This is a genomic window from Allobosea sp. (assembly GCF_048595345.1).
Taxonomy (GTDB): Bacteria; Pseudomonadota; Alphaproteobacteria; order Rhizobiales; family Beijerinckiaceae; genus Allobosea.
This window is the reverse complement of record NZ_JBMDWH010000088.1, coordinates 1-20,091: the sequence shown is the minus strand read 5'-3', so window position 1 is coordinate 20,091 and position 20,091 is coordinate 1. Positions and strand designations below refer to the sequence as shown.

Here is a 20,091-nt window from a genome sequence, read left to right as displayed (position 1 = left end):
CGCCGCAATTACGGTTCGTTAATCAAACTGATCGAAAGTCGACCCTGGCGAGATTGGCGTTCGTGCATGCGGTGCGCGGCGTTCTTGCTTCCGGTCTGGCTGTCGCCGGAGTTGCGGCGCCGGAAGAGATGCGCTGACGGGGCTCGGTTCCGGCGGCGCGCACAAGGTCAGGTTGACCGCGCGGGCTTTCGGTCCTTCCATGCGAGGGGGCGACCCTCGCTGGAATGGATCGTGCCATGAGTGAGCCAGCAAGAAACCGTTTCGCGCTCGACCTCGAGGATCTGGAGCGTCAGCTCCGTTCCGCGGGTCAGGCGCCGCGCCCGGGTCAGGCGAATGATCCGCTGGCCGAGCTGACGCGCATCGTCGGCCAGGACGACCCGCTGAAGGACATCTTCTCCGAGCGCCGTGCCCCGGCCCTCGCGCCGCAGCCGCAGCGTCAGGAGCCGAGCTTCTCGGTGGTGCCGCCCGCGCCTGCGCCGAGTGTCGCACCTTCGCCGATCCCGCCGGCCGAGATGCGCGGTGCGCTCGACGAGTTCGAGGCCCTGCTGCGTCGGGGCGAGCCCCCGCGCGGGGCGGCGGCCGCCGCGGAGCGCTCCCACGAGGACGAGTCCGCCTTTCACGAGCCAGCCTCGCATGAGCCTGTCCATTCCTATCGCGCGGCTCAGGCTCATGCGCCGCTGCAAGCCGAAGCCGGGCGAGGCGTGCCGCAGGCGCGCGACTTCGACGAGGATCGGTCTTATCAAGCCTCGCAGCCCGCCTATGGCGCGCAGGAGCCGGATCAGGTCGGTCAGGCCTTGGACGGCGCGTATTATCAGGGCGCGCAGCCCGTCTATGAGGATGAGGAACTGTCCGAGCTCGAGCCGCGCCGCTCCCGCAAGGGGCTCTTCGCCGCCGCGGCCGTGGTCGCCCTGGGCGTGCTCGGGGTCGGCGGATGGATGATGACGCGCGGCGGTTCGAGCGCAGGCAACGGCGCGCCTCCGGTCATCGCGGCCGACAAGGGGCCGGTCAAGGTCGAGCCCGCCAATCCGGGCGGAACCGAAATCCCGAATCAGAACAAGCAGATCTACGAGCGTACCGCCGAGCAGCCGCAGAAGCAGACGAAGGTGGTCAGCAACGAGGAGCAGCCTGTCGATGTGCAGCAGGCCGCCCGCGCCCTGCCGCCGCGGGTGGTGATGCCGGGCCCGGGCTCGGCGACCGCTACGGCCCCCGTCGTCGCCGCCGTTCCCGAGCGCAGCATCGTCCAGCCCGAGCCCGCGCTGACGCCGATGCCGCCGGTTCCGGGGCTGGGCGAACCGCGCAAGGTCCGCACCGTCGCCATCCGCCCGGACGGCACGCCGGCCCCCGCCGCCGCGCCGAGCCAGACCGCCGCCGCCACCGGCTCCACGGCGCCGCGCACCACCGGTTCCACCACCGCCACCACGGCAACTGCACCGCTGCCGACGGCGCGGCCCCAGACCGCCACCCCGCCGGCCGCGACGACGCCGTCCGCGCCGATGCGCCTCGCCAGCGCCCCGCCGGCACAGGCCGCCGCTCCCTCGGCCGCGCCGGCCCAGGCTGCCACGGCCGTCACGGCTCCGCGCGCCGGCAATGGCGATTTCGTGGTGCAGCTCGCGGCGCCCGGCAGCGAGGCGGAGGCGCGCGCCACCTTCTCGGCGCTGCAGAAGAAATATGGCAGCGTGCTCGGCGGCGCGTCGCCGATCGTGCGCAGGACCGATCTGGCCGGCGGCAAGACCGTTTATCGCCTGCGTGTCGGCCCCTATTCGCGGGAGGATGCCGCCTCGATGTGCTCGCAGCTGCAGGCCGCCGGCGGGCAGTGCTTCATCGCCAAGAACTGAGCCGGGCAATCCGAGCTTCTTGCGAAAGGCGGCGCTTCGGCGCCGCCTTTTCGTTATGCGCTGCGGCATGCCCGGGCGATCCCGGCCGGCCTTGCTCCAGCCGTGCCTCCATGCGACGACACGCACAAAGAGCGATGCAGCCGCGCCAAGCGGGCATCAGTTGGAGGAACACCATGGATCGCCGTCGTTTCGTCAAGGTCGCCGGAGCAGGGGCGGCGGGCAGCGCCGTCATCGCGGCACCCGCCATCGCGCAATCGCAGCCGAAGGTGAGCTGGCGCCTCACATCGAGCTATCCCAAGAGCCTCGACACGCTCTATGGCATCTCGACCCACGTGGCCAAGCGCGTCGCCGAGGCCACCGACGGGAATTTCCAGATTCAGGTCTTCGCCCCCGGCGAGATCGTGCCCGCTCTGCAGGCACTCGACGCGGTGCAGAACGGAACGGTGGAGTGCAGCCATACCCTGTCGAGCTTCTATATCGGCAAGGATCCGGCCTTCGCCTTCGAGACCTCGCTGCCCTTCGGCTTCAACACCCGCCAGCAGAACGCCTGGCTCTATCAGGGCGGTGGGCTGGAGCTGTGCCGCGCCTTCATGAAGACCTATAACTGCCACACCATCCCCTCGGGCAATACCGGCGCGCAGATGGGCGGCTGGTTCCGCAAGGAGATCAAGACTCTCGACGACCTGAAGGGGCTGAAATTCCGCATCGCGGGCCTCGGCGGGCGCATCATGGCGCGGCTCGGCGTCGTGCCCCAGACCATCGCCGGCGGGGACATCTATCCGGCGCTGGAGCGAGGCACGCTCGACGCGGTCGAGTTCTCCGGCCCCTATGACGACGAGAAGCTCGGCTTCGTGCGCGTCGCGAAATACTATTATTATCCGGGCTTCTGGGAGGGGAATGCGAATGTCAGCTTCCTCGCCAATCTCGACAAGTGGAACGAACTGCCGCCCACCTACAAGGCCGTGCTGGAGATGGCTTGCGCCGAGGCGAATGCGCTGTGCGTCGCCAAATACGATCACAACAATCCCGATGGCCTGCTGCGCCTGGTCGGCTCCGGGGCTGAGCTGCGGCCCTTCCCGCCGGATGTGATGGCGGCGGCGTTCAAGGAGGCTTTCGCCATGTATGGCGAGCTCGCTGCCAGCAACCCGCATTTCAAGACCTTCTACGATTCCTTCCTGCCCTATTGGCGCAAGGAGCAGGTCTGGTTCCGGATCGCGGAGCTGCCCTTCGACGCCTTCAACGCGCAGAATTACGCGCAGGTGAAGTGATCGGCTGCGCGGGCGCTTGACCGCGCCCGCGCCGCTTCCTAACCCCATGGCATGACCTCGCGCGCCTTCATCGCCGGCTGTCTCGGCACCAGCCTCACCGCCGACGAGCGGGCCTTCTTCCGGGATGCGAGCCCCTGGGGCTTCATTCTGTTCCGGCGCAACACGCAGACGCCGGAGCAGGTCGCCGCGCTCGCCGCGCAGATGCGGGAGACGGTGGGCTGGCACGCGCCGATCCTGATCGATCAGGAAGGCGGGCGTGTGCAGCGCATGGCCCCGCCGAACTGGCCCAAATACCCGCCGGCCCGCGCCTTTCTGGGCGTCAACGACCCGCTGCGGCGGCGCGAGCTGGTCCGGCTCTCGGCGCGGCTGATGGCACATGATCTCAGACAAGTCGGCATCGACGTGGACTGCCTGCCGGTGCTGGACGTGCCGGTTTCCGGCAGCCATGACGTGATCGGCGACCGCGCCTATGCCCATGACCCGGACGAGGTTGCACGGCTCGGGCGCGCGGCGGCGGAGGGCATGATCGCCGGCGGCGTGCTGCCGGTGATCAAGCACATGCCCGGCCATGGCCGGGCGCGGGCCGACAGCCACCATGATCTGCCGGTCGTCGACGCCTCGCTGGAGGCGCTGCGCGCGCAGGATTTCCGGCCGTTTCGGCATCTGGCCGACATGCCGCTGGCGATGACGGCCCATGTTGTCTTCACCGCGCTCGATCCCAAGAACCCGGCGACCGTCTCGAAGCGGATCGTCCGCGACATCATGCGCAATGAGATCGGCTTCGACGGCCTGATCATGACAGACGACATCTCGATGAAGGCGCTCTCCGGTTCGTTCGAGGCCAAGGCCGCCGCCGCGATCCGCGCGGGCGTCGATGTTGTGCTGCATTGCCATGGCATCATGGAGGAAATGGTCGCCATCGCCGGGGCGGTGCCGGAGATGAGCGGCGCCCGCAAGCGCCGCGCCGCTGCCGCGCTCGGCCGCATCCGCCACGAGCCCGAGCCGGTCGATCTGGAGGCGGCGCGGGCAGAGGTCGCGGTGGTGCTGGGTTCGGGAGCCTGAACCGTCGATCCTGCCCTCGGAACCGCGCTGGTTTCCTTCAGCCCTCATCCTGAGGAGCAAGCATCAGCTTGCGTCTCGAAGGATGCTTCAGAAGGCTCCGGCGCTTCTCGGACCATCCTTCGAGACGCCGCGTACCGCGGCTCCGCAGGATGAGGGCTATGGGTGCTGCGCGGGAGGGGGTAAGGCTCGGATCATGATCGCCGAACTGCCATTCGAGGAGGATCGCGCGCAGCCGGGCGAGGGGCCGGGGCTGCGCGTCGATGTCGACGGCTATGAAGGGCCGCTCGACCTCCTGCTGGAACTGGCGCGCCGGCAGAAGGTCGATCTGCACCGCATCTCGATTCTGGCTCTGGCGGAGCAATATCTCGCCTTCGTCGAGGAGGCGCGGGCGCTGCGGCTCGAACTGGCGGCGGATTATCTCGTCATGGCGGCGTGGCTCGCCTATCTGAAATCCCGCCTGCTGCTGCCCGAGCCACCCAAGACGGACGAGCCGAGCGCAGCCGATCTCGCCACCGCGCTGGCGCTTCGGCTGCGGCGGCTGGAGGCGATCCGCGCCGCCGCCGACAAGCTCTCGGCCCGTCAGAGGCTGGGGCAGGACGTGTTCGCGCGGGGTGCGCCGGAGCCCGTGGTCGCCGGCGCGAAGCCGGTCTGGGAGGCGGAACTGTACGATCTGCTGTCGGCCTATGCGCAGCAGCGGATGAAGCGGGTGCAGGGGCACATCTCGATCGGCCAGCGGGTGGTGTGGTCGCTGGTCGAGGCGCGCGAAGCCCTGCAGCGGCTCGTCGGCGAGGCAGGCGACTGGACCGGGATCGACGGCTATCTGGCGCAGTATATGCAGCGCCACGGCTTGCCGGCGCGGGAGATGGCGGCGACGGTGCGGGCCTCGGCCCTCTCCGCGATGCTGGAGATGGCGCGGGAGGGCGTGCTGGACCTGCGCCAGGAGCGGGCCTTCGCGCCGATCGAGATCCGCCGCCGTTCGGCGAGGCCGCCGGCCTTGCCCTTTGCGGGAGAGACGTCGTGAGCGGCAGCGCCGCCGGGATCGGGCTGCCGGAAGCAGCGGGAGACGACGAGGCCTTCATCCTCGCCGCGCGGATCGCCGAGGCGCTGCTGTTTGCCTCCGCCGTGCCGCTGACGGCGGAGGAGCTGGCGCGTTCGGTGCCGGCGGGAATCGCGATCGGGACGGTGCTCCACCATCTGGCCGGCGCCTATGAGGCGCGTGGCGTGCAACTGCGCCAGGTCGCCGGCGGCTGGGCGTTCCGCACCGCGCCCGATCTCGGCTATCTGCTTGCGGCGGAGGCGCAGCCGCCGCGCAGGCTCTCGCGCGCCGCGCTCGAGGTGCTCGCCATCATCGCCTATCACCAGCCGGTGACGCGCGCCGAGATCGAGGAAATCCGGGGTGTCGCCACCGCCAAGGGCACGCTCGACATCCTGCTGGAAGCCGGTTGGGTGCGGCTGCGCGGCCGGCGCCGCTCGCCGGGCCGGCCCGTGACCTATGGGACCACGCGCGGCTTTCTCGACCATTTCGGTCTCGATCGGATCGACGATCTGCCCGGGCTCGACGAACTCAAGGGCTCGGGGCTGATCGAGGGCCGGCTAACCCGCGATGTCGGAGTCCCGGTTCCCGACGACGATCCGTCCCTGCGGGAGGACGAGGACCCGCTGGGCGATCTGTTCTCGCCGCTTGACGACGGGGAGGGCGGCCCGCAACAGGGCTGATCCGGGACAGGCAGCACGGGATATCATGTCGGCGACCAAGGCGAAGACGAGCGGCTGGCGCAGCTGGGGTCAGCGCGGAACGGTGGGCGCCGCCATTCCGATGGCGCTCGGCTTCGAGGCGGTGACGCAGCGCTTCGGGGCGGTGACGGCCCTGTCGGAGGTGTCGCTTACCGTGCGGCCGGGCGAGATCGTGGCGCTGCTCGGGCAATCGGGCTGCGGCAAGACGACGCTGCTGCGGCTCGCCGCCGGCGTCGAGCGGCCGAGCGCGGGGCACATCCTGCTGGAGGGGCGGGACGTCTCGGCGCCCGGCGCCTTCGTCGAGCCGGAGCATCGCGGCATCGGCTTCGTCTTCCAGGATTATGCGCTGTTTCCGCATCTCAGCGTTCTGGACAATGTGCGCTTCGGCCTGCGCGCGGATGGGCAGGCAGCGGCGACCGGGATCGCCCTGCGCGCGCTCGACCGGGTGGGGCTGGCGCATCTGGCCGAATCCTTCCCGCATATGCTTTCGGGCGGAGAGCAGCAGCGCGTGGCCCTGGCGCGCGCCATCGCGCCGCGGCCGGGTGTGCTGCTGATGGACGAGCCCTTCTCCAATCTCGACCGGCGCCTGCGCGATGCCGTGCGCGAGGAAACGGCGGCCCTGCTGCGGGAGACGGGTGCGACGGCGATGATCGTCACGCATGATCCCGAAGACGCGATGCGCATCGCCGACCGGATCGTGCTGATGCGGGCCGGGCGCATCGTGCAGAGCGGAACGGGCGAAGAGCTCTATCGTCGGCCGGACAGCCTCTTTGCCGCCCGATTTTTCTGCGACTTCAACGAGGTGGAAGCGAAGGTCTCGGGTGGCGCGGTGGCGCTGCCCTTCGGGCGTCTTCCCGCGCCGGGGCTGGCGGAGGGGGAGGCGGCTGTCGTCTGCATCCGGCCCCACCGGATCGGCCTGCATGCGGCCGGTTGCGGGCTCGCCGGGCGGCTGATCTCGCGCCGCTTTCTCGGCGAGGCCGACCATGCGCTGGTCGCCGTCACCGGGCTGGAGCGACCCCTGACGGTGCGCGCCGCCCTGCCGGAAACCATGCTGGCAGGCCATGAGGTCGGGGTCACGATCGCACCCGAGGAAGTCCTTGTGTTTCCTGCGGCGGATCAATAGGTTCCGCCGCCGAACGATCGACCGGGGCCGGGGATCGTGTTGGTGCCAGCCCCTTTGAAACGCATTTTCGGAGGAGTTCGCCATGGGTGGCGTGAGCATTTGGCACTGGATCGTCGTCGGCGTCATCGTGATGCTGCTGTTCGGTCGCGGCAAGGTTTCGGAGTTGATGGGCGACGTCGCCAAGGGCATCAAATCCTTCAAGAAGGGCATGGCCGAGGATGACGAGCCGACGCCGACCGCCGGCACCGTCGATCCCAAGGTGATCGACAGCGTCAAGGCCAGCAATGCGCAGGCCGAGGCCCAGGCCAAGGCCGAGCACAAGGCCTGATGCCGTCGCGGCCCGCCGGGCCGCTGTCGTCGCTGTTGCGCGGAAGCCGGCGTCCGGCCCGAGGGGGCGGGGCGCTGGTGCGCGGATAGGAAGAACCGTCGATGTTCGACATCGCCTGGAGCGAGATGGTGCTGATCGGAGCGGTTGCGCTCGTCGTGATCGGCCCCAAGGATCTGCCGAAAGTCCTGCGCACGGTCGGGCAGACGATCGGCAAGGTGCGCCGGATGGCGACCGAGTTCCAGGGGCAGTTCAACGAGGCGATGCGCGAGGCGGAACTCGCCGATCTCAAGAAGAAGGTCGAGGATGTCGGCGGCTCGGTCTCCGACAGCTTCAATACCGACTACAAGCCGATCGATCAGCCCAAGGAATTCCACGCGCCCAGCACGGCCGAGACAGCGGCGGCTGCCGAAGCCAAGTCAGCGGAAGAGAAAGCGGCCGAGGAGGCTGCGCTGAAGCAGGCGGAGGCCAAGCTCGCCGATCTGCCGATGCCGGAGCTGCCGCCGGTCGATATCGCGGCCGAAACGCCGACGCCCGCGGCCGAACCCGTGCCGGCCGCCAAGCCGAAGCGGGTGCGCAAGGTCAAGGTCGAGGATGATGCGGCTGCGCCGGCGGACCTGGCCGAGGCCCCCGCCGAAGCGGCTGCGCGCCCGTCTGCGGGCAAGCGCAGCGTCAAGGTCGTGGCCGACGCGCCGCTCGAAGCCGACAGCCCGTTTCCCGAGGCGTCCGAGCCCGCCAAGCCGGCGCGCAAGCGCAAGCCCAAGGCTGATCCGGCCGAGCCCGCCGCGGAGACGAAGAACCAGGAGAACTCGGCATGAGCCTCGCCAACCCCCGTGACGGCGAGGACGAGATCGAGGCCTCCCGGGCGCCGCTTCTGGACCACCTGATCGAATTGCGCTCGCGGCTGATCAAGTCGCTCATCGCCTTCCTGATCATGTTCTTCATCTGCTTCGGCTTCTCGACGCAGATCTACAACCTGCTCGTCCTGCCCTATGTCTGGGCGGCCGGGAACGCCGCCAACGCGCAGCTGATCTATACCGGCCCGCTGGAGCTGCTGTTCACGCACATCAAGGTCGCGGCCTTCGGCGCCGGCTTCTTTGCCTTCCCGGTGATCGCGACGCAGGTCTACAAATTCGTCGCGCCCGGGCTCTACAAGAACGAGAAGGCGGCCTTCGCGCCCTATCTCGTGGCGACGCCGGTGTTCTTCACGCTGGGCGCGCTGCTGGTCTTCTTCTTCGCCATGCCGGTGCTGATGAAGTTCTCGCTCGGCATGCAGCAGGCGGCGACGGAGAATCAGGCCGGCATCGCGCTCCTGCCCAAGGTCAGCGAATATCTCTCGCTGATCATGACGCTGATCTTCGCCTTCGGCGTCGCCTTCCAGCTGCCGGTGATTCTGACGCTGCTGGGGCAGGCCGGGATCATCGATTCGACCTTCCTGAGGGAAAAGCGCCGCTACGCGATCGTCTTCGTCTTCGTGGTGGCGGCGGTGCTGACCCCCCCGGACGTGATCTCGCAGCTGATGCTCGCCGTGCCGATGCTGCTGCTCTACGAACTCTCGATCTTCTCGGTAAAGCGGGTTGAGCGGAAGCCCGTGACGGACGAGACGGCGGCGGAGTAGGGGCGGGGCGACTACCCCGTCATTGCGAGGAACGTCAGCGACGAAGCCATCCAGGGGCGGCACAGTTCTACGGCCCCTGGATTGCTTCGCTGTGCTCGCAATGACGCCGTTAGCGGTGCGGAACCCTGTTCCCTCGCGCGCGATCCCGGTCTAGAGCATCAGCGCTGCGCTCCGCAGCGCTGATTGGCCAAGACGATGTACGATATCCGCTGGATTCGCGAGAACGCCGAGGCGTTCGACAAGGGGCTCGCACGCAGGGGGCTGGAGCCGCTGTCGTCGTCGCTGCTGGCGCTGGACGATGAGCGGCGCTCTGCCATCGCCAAGGCTCAGGCGACGCAGGAGCGGCGCAATGCGCTCTCCAAGGAGATCGGCAAGGCGATGGGCGCGAAGGATGTCGCGCGCGCCGATGCTCTGAAGGCCGAGGTCGCGGCGCTCAAGGATGCCCAGCCGGCGCTGGAAGCCGAGGAAAAGATCGCCAAGGGCAAGCTCGACGAGGCGCTCGCGGCGATCCCCAACGTGCCCTTCGACGATGTGCCGGACGGTGCCGACGAGCATGACAATGTCGTGCTGCATGTCGATGGCGTGAAGCCGGAGGAGCGTGGGCTGCTCAGGGGCGTCAACGATCCCAAGCAGCATTTCGAGCTGGGCGAGGCGCTCGGCCAGATGGATTTCGAGACGGCGGCCAAGCTCTCCGGATCGCGCTTCGTCGTGCTGCAGAACCAGATCGCGCGGCTTTCGCGGGCGATCGGGCAGTTCATGCTCGACACTCATACGGAGGAGCATGGGTACACGGAAGTGATGCCGCCGCTGATCGTCAATAAGGACGTGATGTTCGGCACTGCCCAACTGCCAAAATTTGCGGATGACCAGTTTTTGGCTTCGCGGATCATCGATCCGGAGGTTTGGCAAAAGGTGCTGAAGCCTGCCGAGGGTGACGCGGATTCGCTGCTTCAAGCCTTAAGTGACCTTAAGGAGCAGATCGAAAACCGTGAGTGGCAGTGGCTCATTCCCACGGCCGAAGTCCCGCTGACCAATCTCGTCCGCGAATCCATCCTCTCCGAGGAGGAGCTTCCGCGCCGCTACACCGCACTCACCCCCTGCTTCCGGGCCGAGGCCGGCTCGGCCGGGCGCGACACGCGCGGCATGCTGCGCCAGCACCAGTTCGAGAAGGTCGAGCTGGTCTCGATCACCGCGCCCGAAAAATCGCGCGAGGAGCATGAGCGCATGCTGTCTTGCGCCGAGGCGGTGCTGAAGAAGCTCGACCTGCATTATCGCGTCATGACGCTCTGCACCGGCGATATGGGCTTCGCCTCGCAGAAGACCTGGGACATCGAGGTCTGGCTGCCGGGGCAGAAGACCTATCGCGAGATCTCGTCCTGCTCGGTCTGCGGAGATTTCCAGGCGCGGCGGATGAACGCCCGCTACAAGACCAGGGACGGCAAGGGACCGTTCTTCGTCCACACGCTGAACGGTTCCGGCACGGCGGTGGGCCGGGCGCTGATCGCGGTGATGGAGAACTACCAGAACGCCGACGGCTCGATCACCGTGCCGGAGGTGCTGGTGCCCTATATGCGCGGCGTGACGCGCATCGAGAAGGCGGCTTGAGATGCGCATCCTCGTCACAAACGATGACGGCATTCATGCCGAAGGGCTGGAGGTGCTGGAGCGCATCGCGCGTGCGCTCTCCGACGATGTCTGGGTCGTGGCGCCGGAGACCGACCAGTCCGGCGTCGCCCATTCGCTGTCGCTGTCGAACCCGCTGCGCCTGCGCCAGATCGCGGAGAAGCGCTATGCGGTGGCGGGCACACCCACCGATTGCGTGATCATGGCGGTGCGCTCGGTCATGGCCGAGGCGCGGCCGGATCTTGTGCTGTCGGGCGTCAATCGCGGCGCGAACGTCGCCGAGGACGTCACCTATTCGGGCACCATCGCCGCGGCGATGGAAGGCACGCTGCTCGGCATTCCCTCGGTCGCGCTCAGCCAGTCCTATGCGCCGGGCGACCGCAACCAGATCCGCTGGGACTGCGCCGAGCGGCATGCGCCGGGCATCCTGCGCAAGCTGCTGGAGGAGGGGATCCCGGCCGATGTGCTGTTCAACCTGAACTTCCCCAACGCGGCCCCGGACGACGTCCAGGGCGTGGCGGTGACGGTGCAGGGCCGGCGCGACCAGGAGCTGATGCGGCTGGAGCCGCGGCAGGACGGGCGCGGCAATCCCTATTTCTGGATAGCCTTCCAGCGCAGCCGCAAGGAGCCGGGCAACGGCACCGACCTGAAGGCGCTGGCCGAGAGCCGCATCTCGGTGACGCCGCTGGAGCTGGATCTCACGCATGAGCCGACCCTGACCCGTTTCGCGCGGGTGTTCGGGTGAGCGTGACGCTCGGCCGCCATCCTTCGAGACGCCGCTTCGCGGCTCCTCGGGATGAGGGCTGAGATGGCCGACGCCCCCATGACCGACGAAACCCCCGCCAGCGAGGGCGAGCGCACGGTCGCCTTCCTGCTGTCGCTGCGGGCGCGGGGCGTGCGCGACCTGCCGCTGCTGCGGGCGATGGAGCGGGTGCCGCGGGACCGGTTCGCGCCCTCGCGCTTCGCCGATCTCGCACGGCAGGACGTCTCCGTGCCGCTGCCCTGTGGGCAGACGATGACCGCGCCCTTCACCGTCGCCAATCTGCTCGTCGCGCTCGATATGCAGCCGGGTGCGAGGGTGCTCGAGGTCGGCACCGGCTCGGGCTATGTCTCGGCGCTGCTGGCGGCTCTGGGCGGGGAGGTGGTCTCGCTGGAGCGCTACCGCTCGCTCGCCCTGGCCGCGCATGAGCGGGTCGCGGGGAGCGGGTTCGGCGGCGCCGTCGATCTGCGCCATGCCGACGGCTTCCAGCCGGATCGCACGCTGGGGCGCTTCGACCGGATCCTCGTCAACGGCGTCACCCATGCGGTGCCGGAAGCCCTGCTGGCGCGGCTCGCCCGAGGCGGACGGCTGGTCGGGGCGCTGCGGGTCGAGGGGGCGGCGCGCCGCGTGGTGGTGACGCGGGCCGATGAGGACAGCTTCGACCATGCTCTGGGCCCGCCGCTGCGCCTGCCGCCGCTGATCCCCGGACGCGCCCAGGCGCTCTGACCGCCGTATTCGCAGGGCTGACAGGCCGGGGGCCGTCGCGCGAGGCGGCGCGACCGCCCGTGGGGCTGCCCCTTTTTCGGCAGCCGACAAAATTCCGGAAAAATGAATCCGCGCTTTCGGGCAGAAACCCTTTCGTAACCTGAACAGGACTTTAATCGCGGTCATCGAGTTGCGTCGTTCGCGAGTACTCTGCCCATGTTTAGCCAAGCCGGATCGGTCGATTTCCGTATCCTCAGCCGCCTGTCGACGGTCTGCCTGCTGGCCCTCGGCGTCAGTGCCTGCTCGTCGGATGCCGTGCGCTTCACCGAGACCCCGTTCGACAATCCGTTCCGCACTGCGCAGGCCCCGGCCGCGACACGCGATCCGGTCACCACGGGGTCCATCGGCAGCGCGCCGGTCCAGTCGGTTCCCTCCTCACCGGTCGTGCGTTCCCAGGCGCTGCCTCCGCCGCCGCCGGTCGCCAGCGCTCCGATCGCGGCGCCGGCCGCGCCGATGTCCGCCTCGGCTCCCGTCGCTGCGGCCCCGGCCCCTGCCTCCGGCGGCAGCGCCGCCGGCTGGACGGCGCAGGGCGGCACGCCGATCGTGATGGCCCAGGGCGAGACCATCGACATGATCGCCTCCCGCTATGGCGTGCCGCGTGCGGCGCTGCTCTCGGCGAATGGTCTGTCCAGCGGCAATGTCGCGCCCGGCACCCGCATTACCATCCCGGTCTACAATGCCAGCGGCGCCGGCAGTGTCGCAGCCGCGCCGGCTGCCGCGCCGCGTGTCGCGGCTGCTCCTGCTCCTGCTGCTGCGCCCGCCGCCGCCGAGCCGCGCGGTTTCGTGCGTGGTCCGGCTCCTGCCGAGCGCCCGGCCGCCGTCGACAAGACCGCCCAGGCACGCACCGCCAAGGAGGCCAAGGCCGCCGCCGAGGCCGAAGCCAAGGCGAAAGCCGCCGCCGATGCGCAGGCGATGCGCGAATCGCGGGCTCGCTTCGCTGCCGAGGCCAAGGCCAAGGCCGAGGCGCGCAAGGGTGCCGCTCCGGTCGCTGCCGCCGCAAAGCCGGTTGCCGAGCCCAAAGCTGCCGAGCCGAAGCCCGCGAAGACCGCGGCCGTGCCGGCAGAAAAGCCGGCCAAGGCCGCTGTCGTCGCCAGCGCGCCGGCGGCCGAGCCCAAAGCCGCCGCCACGCCGGCGCCTGTCGTCGCCAAGGCCGAGCCGGTCGCCGATCCGAAGACCACCGCCAGCCTGCCCAAGCAGGAGGAGGCGGCCTCCAGCGGAGACAAGGCGGATTTCCGCTGGCCGGTGCGCGGCCGCGTCATCTCGGGCTTTGCCGGCAAGGGCGGCAATGAGGGCCTCAACATCGCGGTGCCGGACGGAACGCCGGTGAAAGCCGCCGAGGCCGGCACGGTCGCCTATGCCGGCAGCGAGCTGAAGGGCTACGGCAATCTCGTCCTGATCCGGCACCCCAACGGCTATGTCTCGGCCTACGCTCACAATGGCGAGCTCAAGGTGAAGCGCGGCGACAGCGTCAAGCGCGGGCAGGTGGTCGCCAGTTCCGGCCAGACCGGCAACGTCTCCTCGCCGCAGCTGCATTTCGAGCTGCGCAAGGGCTCCACCCCCGTCGATCCGACGCCCTATCTGAACAACTGACCGAATGTTCGATCGGTATCGCGAGACCCTCCCGATCGAATCGGAACGGGGCGAGCCAGAACGGCTCGCCCCGTTTTGTTTTTGAGCCGTGGCGGGCTCGTCATGCTCGGGCTCGACCCCAGCATCCCGGGGCCAGTCGGCTTTTTGGGGCGGTATCCGGCATGGGATTCTCGGGTTTAAGCTTCGCTGAGCCCGGGAATGACGCGCTCAACCCTCCAGCCGCTTGCCCAGCCGGCCGGCGAGGTCCTGGATGTACTGCCAGGCCGTGCGGCCGGAGCGGGAGCCGCGCGTCGTCGCCCATTCCAGCGCGTCGCGGCGCAGTTCGTCGGGGTCGATGGCGAGCCCGAAATGCGCGACATAGCCGTCGATCATCGCCAGATAGTCGTCCTGGCTGCATTTGTGGAAGCCGAGCCAGAGGCCGAACCGGTCCGAGAGCGAAACCTTCTCCTCCACCGCCTCGCCGGGATTGATCGAGGTCGAGCGCTCGTTCTCCATCATGTCGCGCGGGAGCAGATGGCGGCGGTTCGAGGTGGCGTAGAACACGACGTTTTCCGGCCGGCCCTCGACGCCGCCGTCGAGCGCGGCCTTGAGCGATTTGTAGGAGGTGTCGTCGCCGTCGAAGGACAGATCGTCGCAGAAGACGATGGCGCGATGCGGATCAGCGCGCAGCTGGCTCATCAGCGCCGGCAGGCTGTCGATGTCCTCGCGATGGATCTCGATCAGCTTCAGGGCCCGCTCGCCGGCGGCGCGCCGCTGGTTGGTATCGGCATGGACGGCCTTGACCAGAGAGGACTTGCCCATGCCGCGCGCGCCCCAGAGCAGCACATTGTTGGCGGGCAGGCCTTTCGCGAAGCGCTCGGTGTTCTCCGCCAGCGTGTCGCGCACGCGGTCGACGCCGCGCAGCAGCGCGAGCGCCACCCGGTTCACCTTCGGCACCGGTGCCAGCTCCGCCGCGGCCGCATGCCAGACGAAAGCGTCGGCGGCATCGAGATCGAGCGCTTGGCGCGGCGGGGGCGCCAGCCGCTCCAGCGCCGAGGCGATGCGCAGCAGGGCGGCGAGCGTCGCCTCGCCAGCGGGGTCGGCAGTGTGGCTCATCATCGCATGTCCCGATTCGCGTCCGAACCGTAACGTCCGTTACGGTCATTGTCCCATAATTCCTCCGGCGGCACGGCCGCAAGAGCATTGCGTCGCCATCGGGGAGGCCATAGGTGAGGGACCGGCTCGCATCCGCGGGCCGGTCCGATTGATTTCACGGCGTTGCTGGCTATAGTCCGCGCGCTTTTCGCGGCCGGAGCCGGCGTTCCGCCGCGCTTCACCTCACCGACCGTATTTTGGCCGGCGGCCGCTGCCGCCGCACCCTAAGGAGCCTTTTGTGATCACTCCCGCTTTTGCTCAGGCCCCGGGCGCAGCCGGCGGTGCCGACATGCTGATCCAGCTGGTGCCGTTCCTGCTGATTTTCGTGATCATGTGGTTCCTGATCATCCGCCCGCAGCAGCGCCGGGCCAAGGCTCATCAGGAACTGATCAAGAATGTGCGCCGCGGCGATACCATCATCACCTCGGGCGGGCTGATCGCCAAAGTGTCGAAGGTGATCGACGATGCCGAGGTCGAGGCCGAGATCGCCGAGGGCGTGCGGGTGCGGATCGTGCGCGGCATGATCCAGGACGTCCGCTCCAAGACCGAGCCGGTCAAGGGCTGAGAGCGCTCCGCCGCTGACGATCGCCGGCCCGGATGCGGGCCGGCCTTGCAACAAGGCATCCTCCGCACATGCTTCGTCTCCAGGCCCGCAAGGTCATTCTCGTCCTGCTCGTGCTGATCTTCGGCTGTGGGCTCGCCGTGCCGAACCTGTTCTCGCCCGAGACACGCAAGGCGATCGAGGCCAATGCCCCGTCCTGGATCCCGCGCTTCCTGCTGCCCACCCATGCGGTGGTGCTCGGCCTCGACCTGCAGGGCGGCTCGCATGTGCTGCTTGAGATCGACCGGGCCGACCTCGTCCGCAGCCAGGTGACGCAGCTGCGCGACGATGTGCGCCGCATCCTGCGCGAGGAGCGCGTCAGCATCCCCGGCGGCATCCAGACCACCGGCCGCGGCGTGCAGGTTCGTATCCCGGACGCCGCCGAGCGGGCGCGGGTGCTGCCGAAGCTGCGCGAGCTCTCCCAGCCAATCGGCACGATCGGTGCCTTCGGCCCCTCGGGCAACCAGTCGATCGCGATCACCGAGCAGCCGGACGGGCTTGTGCAACTCGGCGTGACCGAGGCGGGCTCCAACGAGCGCATCCGCCGCGCCGTGGAGCAGGCGATGGAGGTTCTGCGCCGGCGCGTCGATGCGCTGGGCACCACCGAGCCGAACATCCAGCGCCAGGGCCTCGACCGCATTCTGGTGCAGGTGCCCGGCCTGCAGGATTCGCAGCGGCTGAAGGAAATCCTCGGCGACACCGCCAAGCTGGAATTCCGCCTCGTCGGCGACGCCAACAGCTCCGATGTCGACATGCTGCCTTCGCAGGATGCGAATGGCCAGCTGGTGCCGGTGCTGCGCCAGCCCGTGGTGGACGGCGCCGACCTCGTCGATGCGCAGCCCTCCTTCGATTCGCGCTCCGGCCAGCCGATCGTGAATTTCCGCTTCAACATCCGCGGCGCGCAGCGCTTCGGCCAGATCACCACCGAGAATCTCGGCCGTCCGCTGGCCATCGTGCTCGACAACAAGGTGATTTCGTCCCCGGTCATCCAGTCGCCGATCACCGGCGGCTCGGGCCAGATCTCCGGCAATTTCACCGTGCAGCAGGTCAACAACCTGTCGATCCTGCTGCGCGCCGGCGCGCTGCCGGCGAAGATGACGATCGTGGAAGAGCGCACGGTCGGCCCCGGCCTCGGCGCCGATTCGATCCATGCCGGCAAGCTGGCGACCCTGATCGCGACCGTGCTGGTGGTGATCTACATGCTCGCGACCTATGGCGTGTTCGGCCTCATCGCCAGCATCGCGCTGCTCGTCCATGTCTGCCTGATCTTCGGCCTGATGTCGTTGCTCGGCGCGACGATGACGCTGCCCGGCATCGCCGGCATCGTGCTGACGATCGGCACGGCGGTGGATTCCAACGTGCTGATCTATGAGCGCATGCGGGAGGAGGAACATGCCGGCCGCAGCCTCGTATCGGCGCTCGAAGCCGGCTTCCAGCGCGCTTTCGCGACCATCATCGACTCGAACGTCACGATGCTGATCGCGGCGGTGGCGCTGTTCTCGCTGGGCTCCGGCCCCGTCCGCGGCTTCGCGGTGGTCTTTATTCTCGGCATCCTCACGACCGTCATCACGGCGGTGACGCTGACGCGGATGCTGATCGCGCTGTGGTATCGCTGGGCCAAGCCCAAGCGGCTCCCGTTCTGACGCCGGCGCCGGAGAGGAAACACGCCATGCGCCTGCTTCGCATCGTTCCCGACAACACCCGCTTCAAATTCGTCTGGTTCCGGCGGTTCAGCTATCCGCTGTCGGCGGCCTATTCGATCCTGGTGATCGTGCTGTTCATGACCGTCGGGCTGAATTTCGGCATCGACTTCAAGGGCGGCACGCTGATCGAGATGCAGGCCAAGAGCGGTGCGGTCGACATCGCCAAGATGCGCCAGACCGCCAACGGCCTCGGATTCGGCGAGAGCGAGGTGCAGGAGTTCGGCGGCGGCAACGAGCTGTCGATGCGCTTTGCGCTGCAGCCGGGCGGCGAGGCGGCGCAGCAGATGGTGGTGCAGAAGGCTCGCGAGGCCTTCTCCGCCGACTATGATTTCCGCCGCGTCGAGACGGTCGGCCCGCGCGTCTCGGGCGAGCTGGTCCAGGCCGGCACGCTCGGCGTCGTGCTCGCGATCATGGGCGTTCTGATCTATCTGTGGTTCCGCTTCGAGATGCCGCTGGCGATCGGCGCGATCCTCGGCACGCTGCACGACATCGTGCTCACGATCGGCTTTTTCCTGATCACGCGGCTTGAGTTCAATCTCACCTCGATCGCTGCGATCCTGACCATCGTCGGCTATTCGCTGAACGAGACGGTGGTGGTGTTCGACCGCACGCGCGAATTGCTGCGCCGCTACAAGACCATGCCGATCCCCGAGCTGCTCGACCTCTCGGTGAACTCCACCCTCTCGCGCACGGCGATGACCGCGACCACGACCTTCCTGTCGCTGCTGGCGCTGGTGCTGTTCGGCGGCTCGGCGATCGAGGGCTTCGCGCTGGTGATGCTGTTCGGCGTCGTGGTCTGCACCTATTCGGCGATGTTCGTCTCGACGCCGGTGCTGCTCTACATGGATGTTCGCAGCCAGACCGCCCGGGACGAGGCGCGTGAAAAGGCCGGGACCAAGACCCCCGCCGCCAAGCCCAAGGCCGGCTGAGGCGCCGCCGGCATGGCGCGCTTCGAGGGGTTCGTGCCCGGCCGCTGGCCGCTCGATGCGATCGGCGCCGGGGGGTTCCGCTTCGCGCAGATGAGCCATCGCGGCTCGATCCTGGCGACGCCCGGCGGCATCCGCATCTGGACCCCGGCGCGGTTTTCGGAGATCACCGCCGAGAGCCTGCAGCCGATCCTGGACGAGGCGGAGGCGATCGACTTCCTGATCATCGGCACCGGGCCCGACATCGCCTTCGTGCCGCCGGCGCTGCGCGAGCCGTTCAGGGCCGCCGGCATCACGGTCGAGGGGATGGCGACGGGGGCCGCCGCCCGCACCTACAACGTGCTCGTGGCCGAGGACCGGCGCGTCGCCGCGGCGCTGATCGCCGTCGAGTAGGCTGCTGCTTGCGACGATTTGCCGGCGCCTGCCGCCGGGCATGGCGAAGCGGTCATCCTTGCCCTAGATTGGGGTGATGAAAGAGAGGCCGTGATGACGGGCCCAGGCGAGACCAAGCCGCAGACCGAGACCGAGCCGCAGCCGCAGGTGCCGCCGGCAGGGTTGGCCGATGCCTATGCGCATTGCGCGGCGCTGGTGCGCGAGCAGGATCACGACCGCTATATCAGCTGCCTCTATGCGCCCGACGCGCGGCGCCACGGGCTGTTCGCGCTCTATGCGTTCAGCCTGGAGATTGCGCGGGTGAGGGCGCTGGTCAGCGAGCCGCTGCCGGGTGAGGTGCGGCTGCAATGGTGGCGCGACCTGCTGGAGGGCCAGCCGGCCGGCGAGGCACAGGCCCATCCGGTGGCAGCCGCGCTGCTCGACACGGTGAAGCGCTACCGCCTGCCGATCGCGCCGCTGACCGACCTCATCGATGCGCGCACCTTCGATCTCTATGACGACCCCATGCCGTCCCTGCGCGATCTGGAGGGCTATGCCGGGGAGACGGTCGGCGCGCTGATCCGGCTCGCCTGCATCGTGCTGGCGGGGGGCCGCGATCCGGGCGGGGCCACGGCCTGCGGCCATGCCGGCGTCGCCTATGCGCTGGCCGGGCTGATGCGGTCCTTCCCCTGGCATGCGGCGGAGGGGCAGGTCTATCTGCCGGCCGACATCCTCGCCCGCAACGGCGTGACGCGGGACGACATCGTGCGCGGGCGCGGCGGGCCGGGGGTGCTCTACACGCTGAAGGAGCTGCGCGAGATCGCGCGCAGCCATCTCAAGCGCCTGACCAGCCTCTCGGATACGGTGCCGCCCGCGATGCGCCCGGCTTTTCTGCCGGTCGCGCTGGTCGAGCCTTATCTCAGGCAGATGGAGCGGCCTGGCTACGATCCCTACCGGACGATCATCACCCTGCCGGGCTGGCGGCGTCAGTGGGTGATCTGGCGGGCGGCGCGGCGCAGGTAGAGGCGGACAGCAGCGGTGCGTTGCAACGGATGCGCAATTAAACGTAATTGCGCGGGGAACCCTCTCCCGGAGGGAGAGGGTTCCCCGCGCTGACCGCACCCCCTACTCAGCCGCTTGCGCCGTGCCGCCGCCGGCCCATTCCTCCATCACCTGCTTCGCCCGCACCGTGAGCGCCTGCTTGCGGGCGAGGCTTTTGGCGGGACCCTTCAGGTGCTTGCCGTCCGGGCCGGTCTTGGCGACGCCCTCGATCGGCGGGAAGAGGCCGAAATTGATGTTCATCGGCTGGAAGGAGCGCGGCCCCTCGTCGATGGTCTGGATGTGGCCGCCGGTGATGTGGTTGACGAGCGCGCCCAGCGCCGTCGTGGCAGGCGGCAAGGGCAACTCGTGGCCGAGCCTTTCCGCCGCCGCCATGCGCCCGGCGAGCAGGCCGATGGCGGCGCTCTCGACATAGCCTTCGCAGCCGGTGATCTGGCCGGCGAAGCGCAGCCGCGGATCGGCCTTCAGCCGCAGCCGCTCGTCGAGCAGCTTGGGCGAATCCAGATAGGTGTTGCGGTGGATGCCGCCGAGCCGCGCGAACTCCGCGTTCTGGAGCCCCGGGATCATCCGAAAGATGCGGGCCTGCTCGGCAT

At 68.9% G+C, this 20,091-nt stretch carries 21 protein-coding genes; 19 read left to right on the top strand and 2 right to left on the bottom strand.

What is annotated here, in order from left to right; genetic code table 11:
* The 14 genes from ACOJTB_RS09655 to ACOJTB_RS09590 form a co-directional block, all read left to right on the top strand.
* A partial coding sequence (locus ACOJTB_RS09655) for a DALR anticodon-binding domain-containing protein (protein WP_420102314.1) occupies nt 1-137 on the top strand: 137 nt, incomplete at its 5' end.
* 99 nt (nt 138-236) lie between these two features.
* Nucleotides 237-1,835: an SPOR domain-containing protein gene (locus ACOJTB_RS09650; protein WP_420102312.1), complete on the top strand. Its 1,599-nt coding sequence runs from the start codon at nt 237-239 to the stop codon at nt 1,833-1,835.
* Between the two features lie 173 nt (nt 1,836-2,008).
* Complete coding sequence (locus ACOJTB_RS09645) at nt 2,009-3,103, top strand: TRAP transporter substrate-binding protein (protein WP_420102311.1); 1,095 nt, start codon at nt 2,009-2,011, stop codon at nt 3,101-3,103.
* A gap of 51 nt (nt 3,104-3,154) precedes the next feature.
* Nucleotides 3,155-4,165 (top strand): beta-N-acetylhexosaminidase, encoded by a 1,011-nt coding sequence (gene nagZ / locus ACOJTB_RS09640; protein WP_420102310.1) that lies wholly within the window; start codon nt 3,155-3,157, stop codon nt 4,163-4,165.
* Between the two features lie 193 nt (nt 4,166-4,358).
* Complete coding sequence (locus tag ACOJTB_RS09635; protein ID WP_420102309.1) at nt 4,359-5,186, top strand: segregation and condensation protein A; 828 nt, start codon at nt 4,359-4,361, stop codon at nt 5,184-5,186.
* Nucleotides 5,183-5,881, top strand: coding sequence for an SMC-Scp complex subunit ScpB (scpB, locus tag ACOJTB_RS09630; RefSeq protein WP_420102308.1), 699 nt, complete (start codon nt 5,183-5,185; stop codon nt 5,879-5,881). The genes ACOJTB_RS09635 and scpB overlap by 4 nt, the downstream gene beginning before the upstream one ends.
* A 25-nt stretch (nt 5,882-5,906) precedes the next feature.
* Nucleotides 5,907-7,022: an ABC transporter ATP-binding protein gene (locus tag ACOJTB_RS09625; RefSeq protein WP_420102307.1), complete on the top strand. Its 1,116-nt coding sequence runs from the start codon at nt 5,907-5,909 to the stop codon at nt 7,020-7,022.
* 82 nt (nt 7,023-7,104) lie between these two features.
* The gene (locus ACOJTB_RS09620) at nt 7,105-7,350 is read left to right on the top strand and encodes a twin-arginine translocase TatA/TatE family subunit (RefSeq protein WP_420102306.1); all 246 of its coding nucleotides are present in this window, start codon (nt 7,105-7,107) and stop codon (nt 7,348-7,350) included.
* Between the two features lie 101 nt (nt 7,351-7,451).
* The gene (gene tatB, locus ACOJTB_RS09615) at nt 7,452-8,165 is read left to right on the top strand and encodes a Sec-independent protein translocase protein TatB (RefSeq protein WP_420102305.1); all 714 of its coding nucleotides are present in this window, start codon (nt 7,452-7,454) and stop codon (nt 8,163-8,165) included.
* Entirely contained in the window at nt 8,162-8,965 is an 804-nt protein-coding gene (gene tatC / locus ACOJTB_RS09610) for a twin-arginine translocase subunit TatC (RefSeq protein WP_420102304.1), read from the top strand. Before tatB ends, tatC begins: the two co-directional genes overlap by 4 nt.
* A gap of 195 nt (nt 8,966-9,160) precedes the next feature.
* Entirely contained in the window at nt 9,161-10,570 is a 1,410-nt protein-coding gene (serS, locus tag ACOJTB_RS09605; RefSeq protein ID WP_420102313.1) for a serine--tRNA ligase, read from the top strand.
* A gap of 1 nt (nt 10,571) precedes the next feature.
* Nucleotides 10,572-11,333, top strand: a complete 762-nt coding sequence (gene surE, locus ACOJTB_RS09600) for a 5'/3'-nucleotidase SurE (RefSeq protein WP_420102303.1) — start codon at nt 10,572-10,574, stop codon at nt 11,331-11,333.
* 63 nt (nt 11,334-11,396) lie between these two features.
* The gene (locus ACOJTB_RS09595) at nt 11,397-12,074 is read left to right on the top strand and encodes a protein-L-isoaspartate O-methyltransferase family protein (protein WP_420102302.1); all 678 of its coding nucleotides are present in this window, start codon (nt 11,397-11,399) and stop codon (nt 12,072-12,074) included.
* Between the two features lie 195 nt (nt 12,075-12,269).
* Nucleotides 12,270-13,703 carry a peptidoglycan DD-metalloendopeptidase family protein gene (locus ACOJTB_RS09590; RefSeq protein WP_420102301.1) on the top strand — a complete coding sequence of 478 codons (1,434 nt, stop codon included), beginning with the start codon at nt 12,270-12,272 and terminating at the stop codon, nt 13,701-13,703.
* 207 nt (nt 13,704-13,910) lie between these two features.
* On the opposite strand, the gene ACOJTB_RS09585 is transcribed toward ACOJTB_RS09590, so the two are convergent.
* Entirely contained in the window at nt 13,911-14,798 is an 888-nt protein-coding gene (locus tag ACOJTB_RS09585) for an ATP-binding protein (protein WP_420102300.1), read from the bottom strand.
* A 277-nt stretch (nt 14,799-15,075) separates the two neighbouring features.
* Between ACOJTB_RS09585 and yajC the strand changes: the two genes are divergently transcribed.
* The 5 genes from yajC to ACOJTB_RS09560 all read left to right on the top strand — a co-directional run bounded on the left by yajC (nt 15,076) and on the right by ACOJTB_RS09560 (nt 19,462).
* Nucleotides 15,076-15,402, top strand: coding sequence for a preprotein translocase subunit YajC (gene yajC, locus ACOJTB_RS09580; RefSeq protein ID WP_420102299.1), 327 nt, complete (start codon nt 15,076-15,078; stop codon nt 15,400-15,402).
* Nucleotides 15,403-15,470: 68 nt separating this feature from the next.
* A complete protein-coding gene (secD, locus tag ACOJTB_RS09575) occupies nt 15,471-17,081 on the top strand; it encodes a protein translocase subunit SecD (RefSeq protein WP_420102298.1) in 1,611 nt (536 codons plus the stop codon).
* A gap of 26 nt (nt 17,082-17,107) precedes the next feature.
* Nucleotides 17,108-18,070: a protein translocase subunit SecF gene (gene secF, locus ACOJTB_RS09570; protein WP_420102297.1), complete on the top strand. Its 963-nt coding sequence runs from the start codon at nt 17,108-17,110 to the stop codon at nt 18,068-18,070.
* A 12-nt stretch (nt 18,071-18,082) separates the two neighbouring features.
* A complete protein-coding gene (locus ACOJTB_RS09565) occupies nt 18,083-18,460 on the top strand; it encodes an Mth938-like domain-containing protein (RefSeq protein WP_420102296.1) in 378 nt (125 codons plus the stop codon).
* Between the two features lie 93 nt (nt 18,461-18,553).
* Nucleotides 18,554-19,462 carry a phytoene/squalene synthase family protein gene (locus ACOJTB_RS09560; RefSeq protein WP_420102295.1) on the top strand — a complete coding sequence of 303 codons (909 nt, stop codon included), beginning with the start codon at nt 18,554-18,556 and terminating at the stop codon, nt 19,460-19,462.
* Nucleotides 19,463-19,564: 102 nt separating this feature from the next.
* On the opposite strand, the gene ACOJTB_RS21825 is transcribed toward ACOJTB_RS09560, so the two are convergent.
* The coding region (locus ACOJTB_RS21825) for an FAD-dependent oxidoreductase (RefSeq protein WP_465248401.1) at nt 19,565-20,091 on the bottom strand (527 nt) is incomplete at its 5' end.

Bases quoted from the DNA above. Each gene is read 5' to 3' on its own strand.
- ACOJTB_RS09650 (WP_420102312.1), top strand. From the start codon at position 237: ATGAGTGAGCCAGCAAGAAACCGTTTCGCGCTCGACCTCGAGGATCTG.
- ACOJTB_RS09645 (WP_420102311.1), top strand. From the start codon at position 2,009: ATGGATCGCCGTCGTTTCGTCAAGGTCGCCGGAGCAGGGGCGGCGGGC.
- nagZ (WP_420102310.1), top strand. From the start codon at position 3,155: ATGACCTCGCGCGCCTTCATCGCCGGCTGTCTCGGCACCAGCCTCACC.
- ACOJTB_RS09635 (WP_420102309.1), top strand. From the start codon at position 4,359: ATGATCGCCGAACTGCCATTCGAGGAGGATCGCGCGCAGCCGGGCGAG.
- ACOJTB_RS09625 (WP_420102307.1), top strand. From the start codon at position 5,907: ATGTCGGCGACCAAGGCGAAGACGAGCGGCTGGCGCAGCTGGGGTCAG.
- ACOJTB_RS09620 (WP_420102306.1), top strand. From the start codon at position 7,105: ATGGGTGGCGTGAGCATTTGGCACTGGATCGTCGTCGGCGTCATCGTG.
- tatB (WP_420102305.1), top strand. From the start codon at position 7,452: ATGTTCGACATCGCCTGGAGCGAGATGGTGCTGATCGGAGCGGTTGCG.
- tatC (WP_420102304.1), top strand. From the start codon at position 8,162: ATGAGCCTCGCCAACCCCCGTGACGGCGAGGACGAGATCGAGGCCTCC.
- serS (WP_420102313.1), top strand. From the start codon at position 9,161: ATGTACGATATCCGCTGGATTCGCGAGAACGCCGAGGCGTTCGACAAG.
- surE (WP_420102303.1), top strand. From the start codon at position 10,572: ATGCGCATCCTCGTCACAAACGATGACGGCATTCATGCCGAAGGGCTG.
- ACOJTB_RS09595 (WP_420102302.1), top strand. From the start codon at position 11,397: ATGGCCGACGCCCCCATGACCGACGAAACCCCCGCCAGCGAGGGCGAG.
- ACOJTB_RS09590 (WP_420102301.1), top strand. From the start codon at position 12,270: ATGTTTAGCCAAGCCGGATCGGTCGATTTCCGTATCCTCAGCCGCCTG.
- ACOJTB_RS09585 (WP_420102300.1), bottom strand. From the start codon at position 14,798: ATGAGCCACACTGCCGACCCCGCTGGCGAGGCGACGCTCGCCGCCCTG.
- secD (WP_420102298.1), top strand. From the start codon at position 15,471: ATGCTTCGTCTCCAGGCCCGCAAGGTCATTCTCGTCCTGCTCGTGCTG.
- secF (WP_420102297.1), top strand. From the start codon at position 17,108: ATGCGCCTGCTTCGCATCGTTCCCGACAACACCCGCTTCAAATTCGTC.
- ACOJTB_RS09565 (WP_420102296.1), top strand. From the start codon at position 18,083: ATGGCGCGCTTCGAGGGGTTCGTGCCCGGCCGCTGGCCGCTCGATGCG.
- ACOJTB_RS09560 (WP_420102295.1), top strand. From the start codon at position 18,554: ATGACGGGCCCAGGCGAGACCAAGCCGCAGACCGAGACCGAGCCGCAG.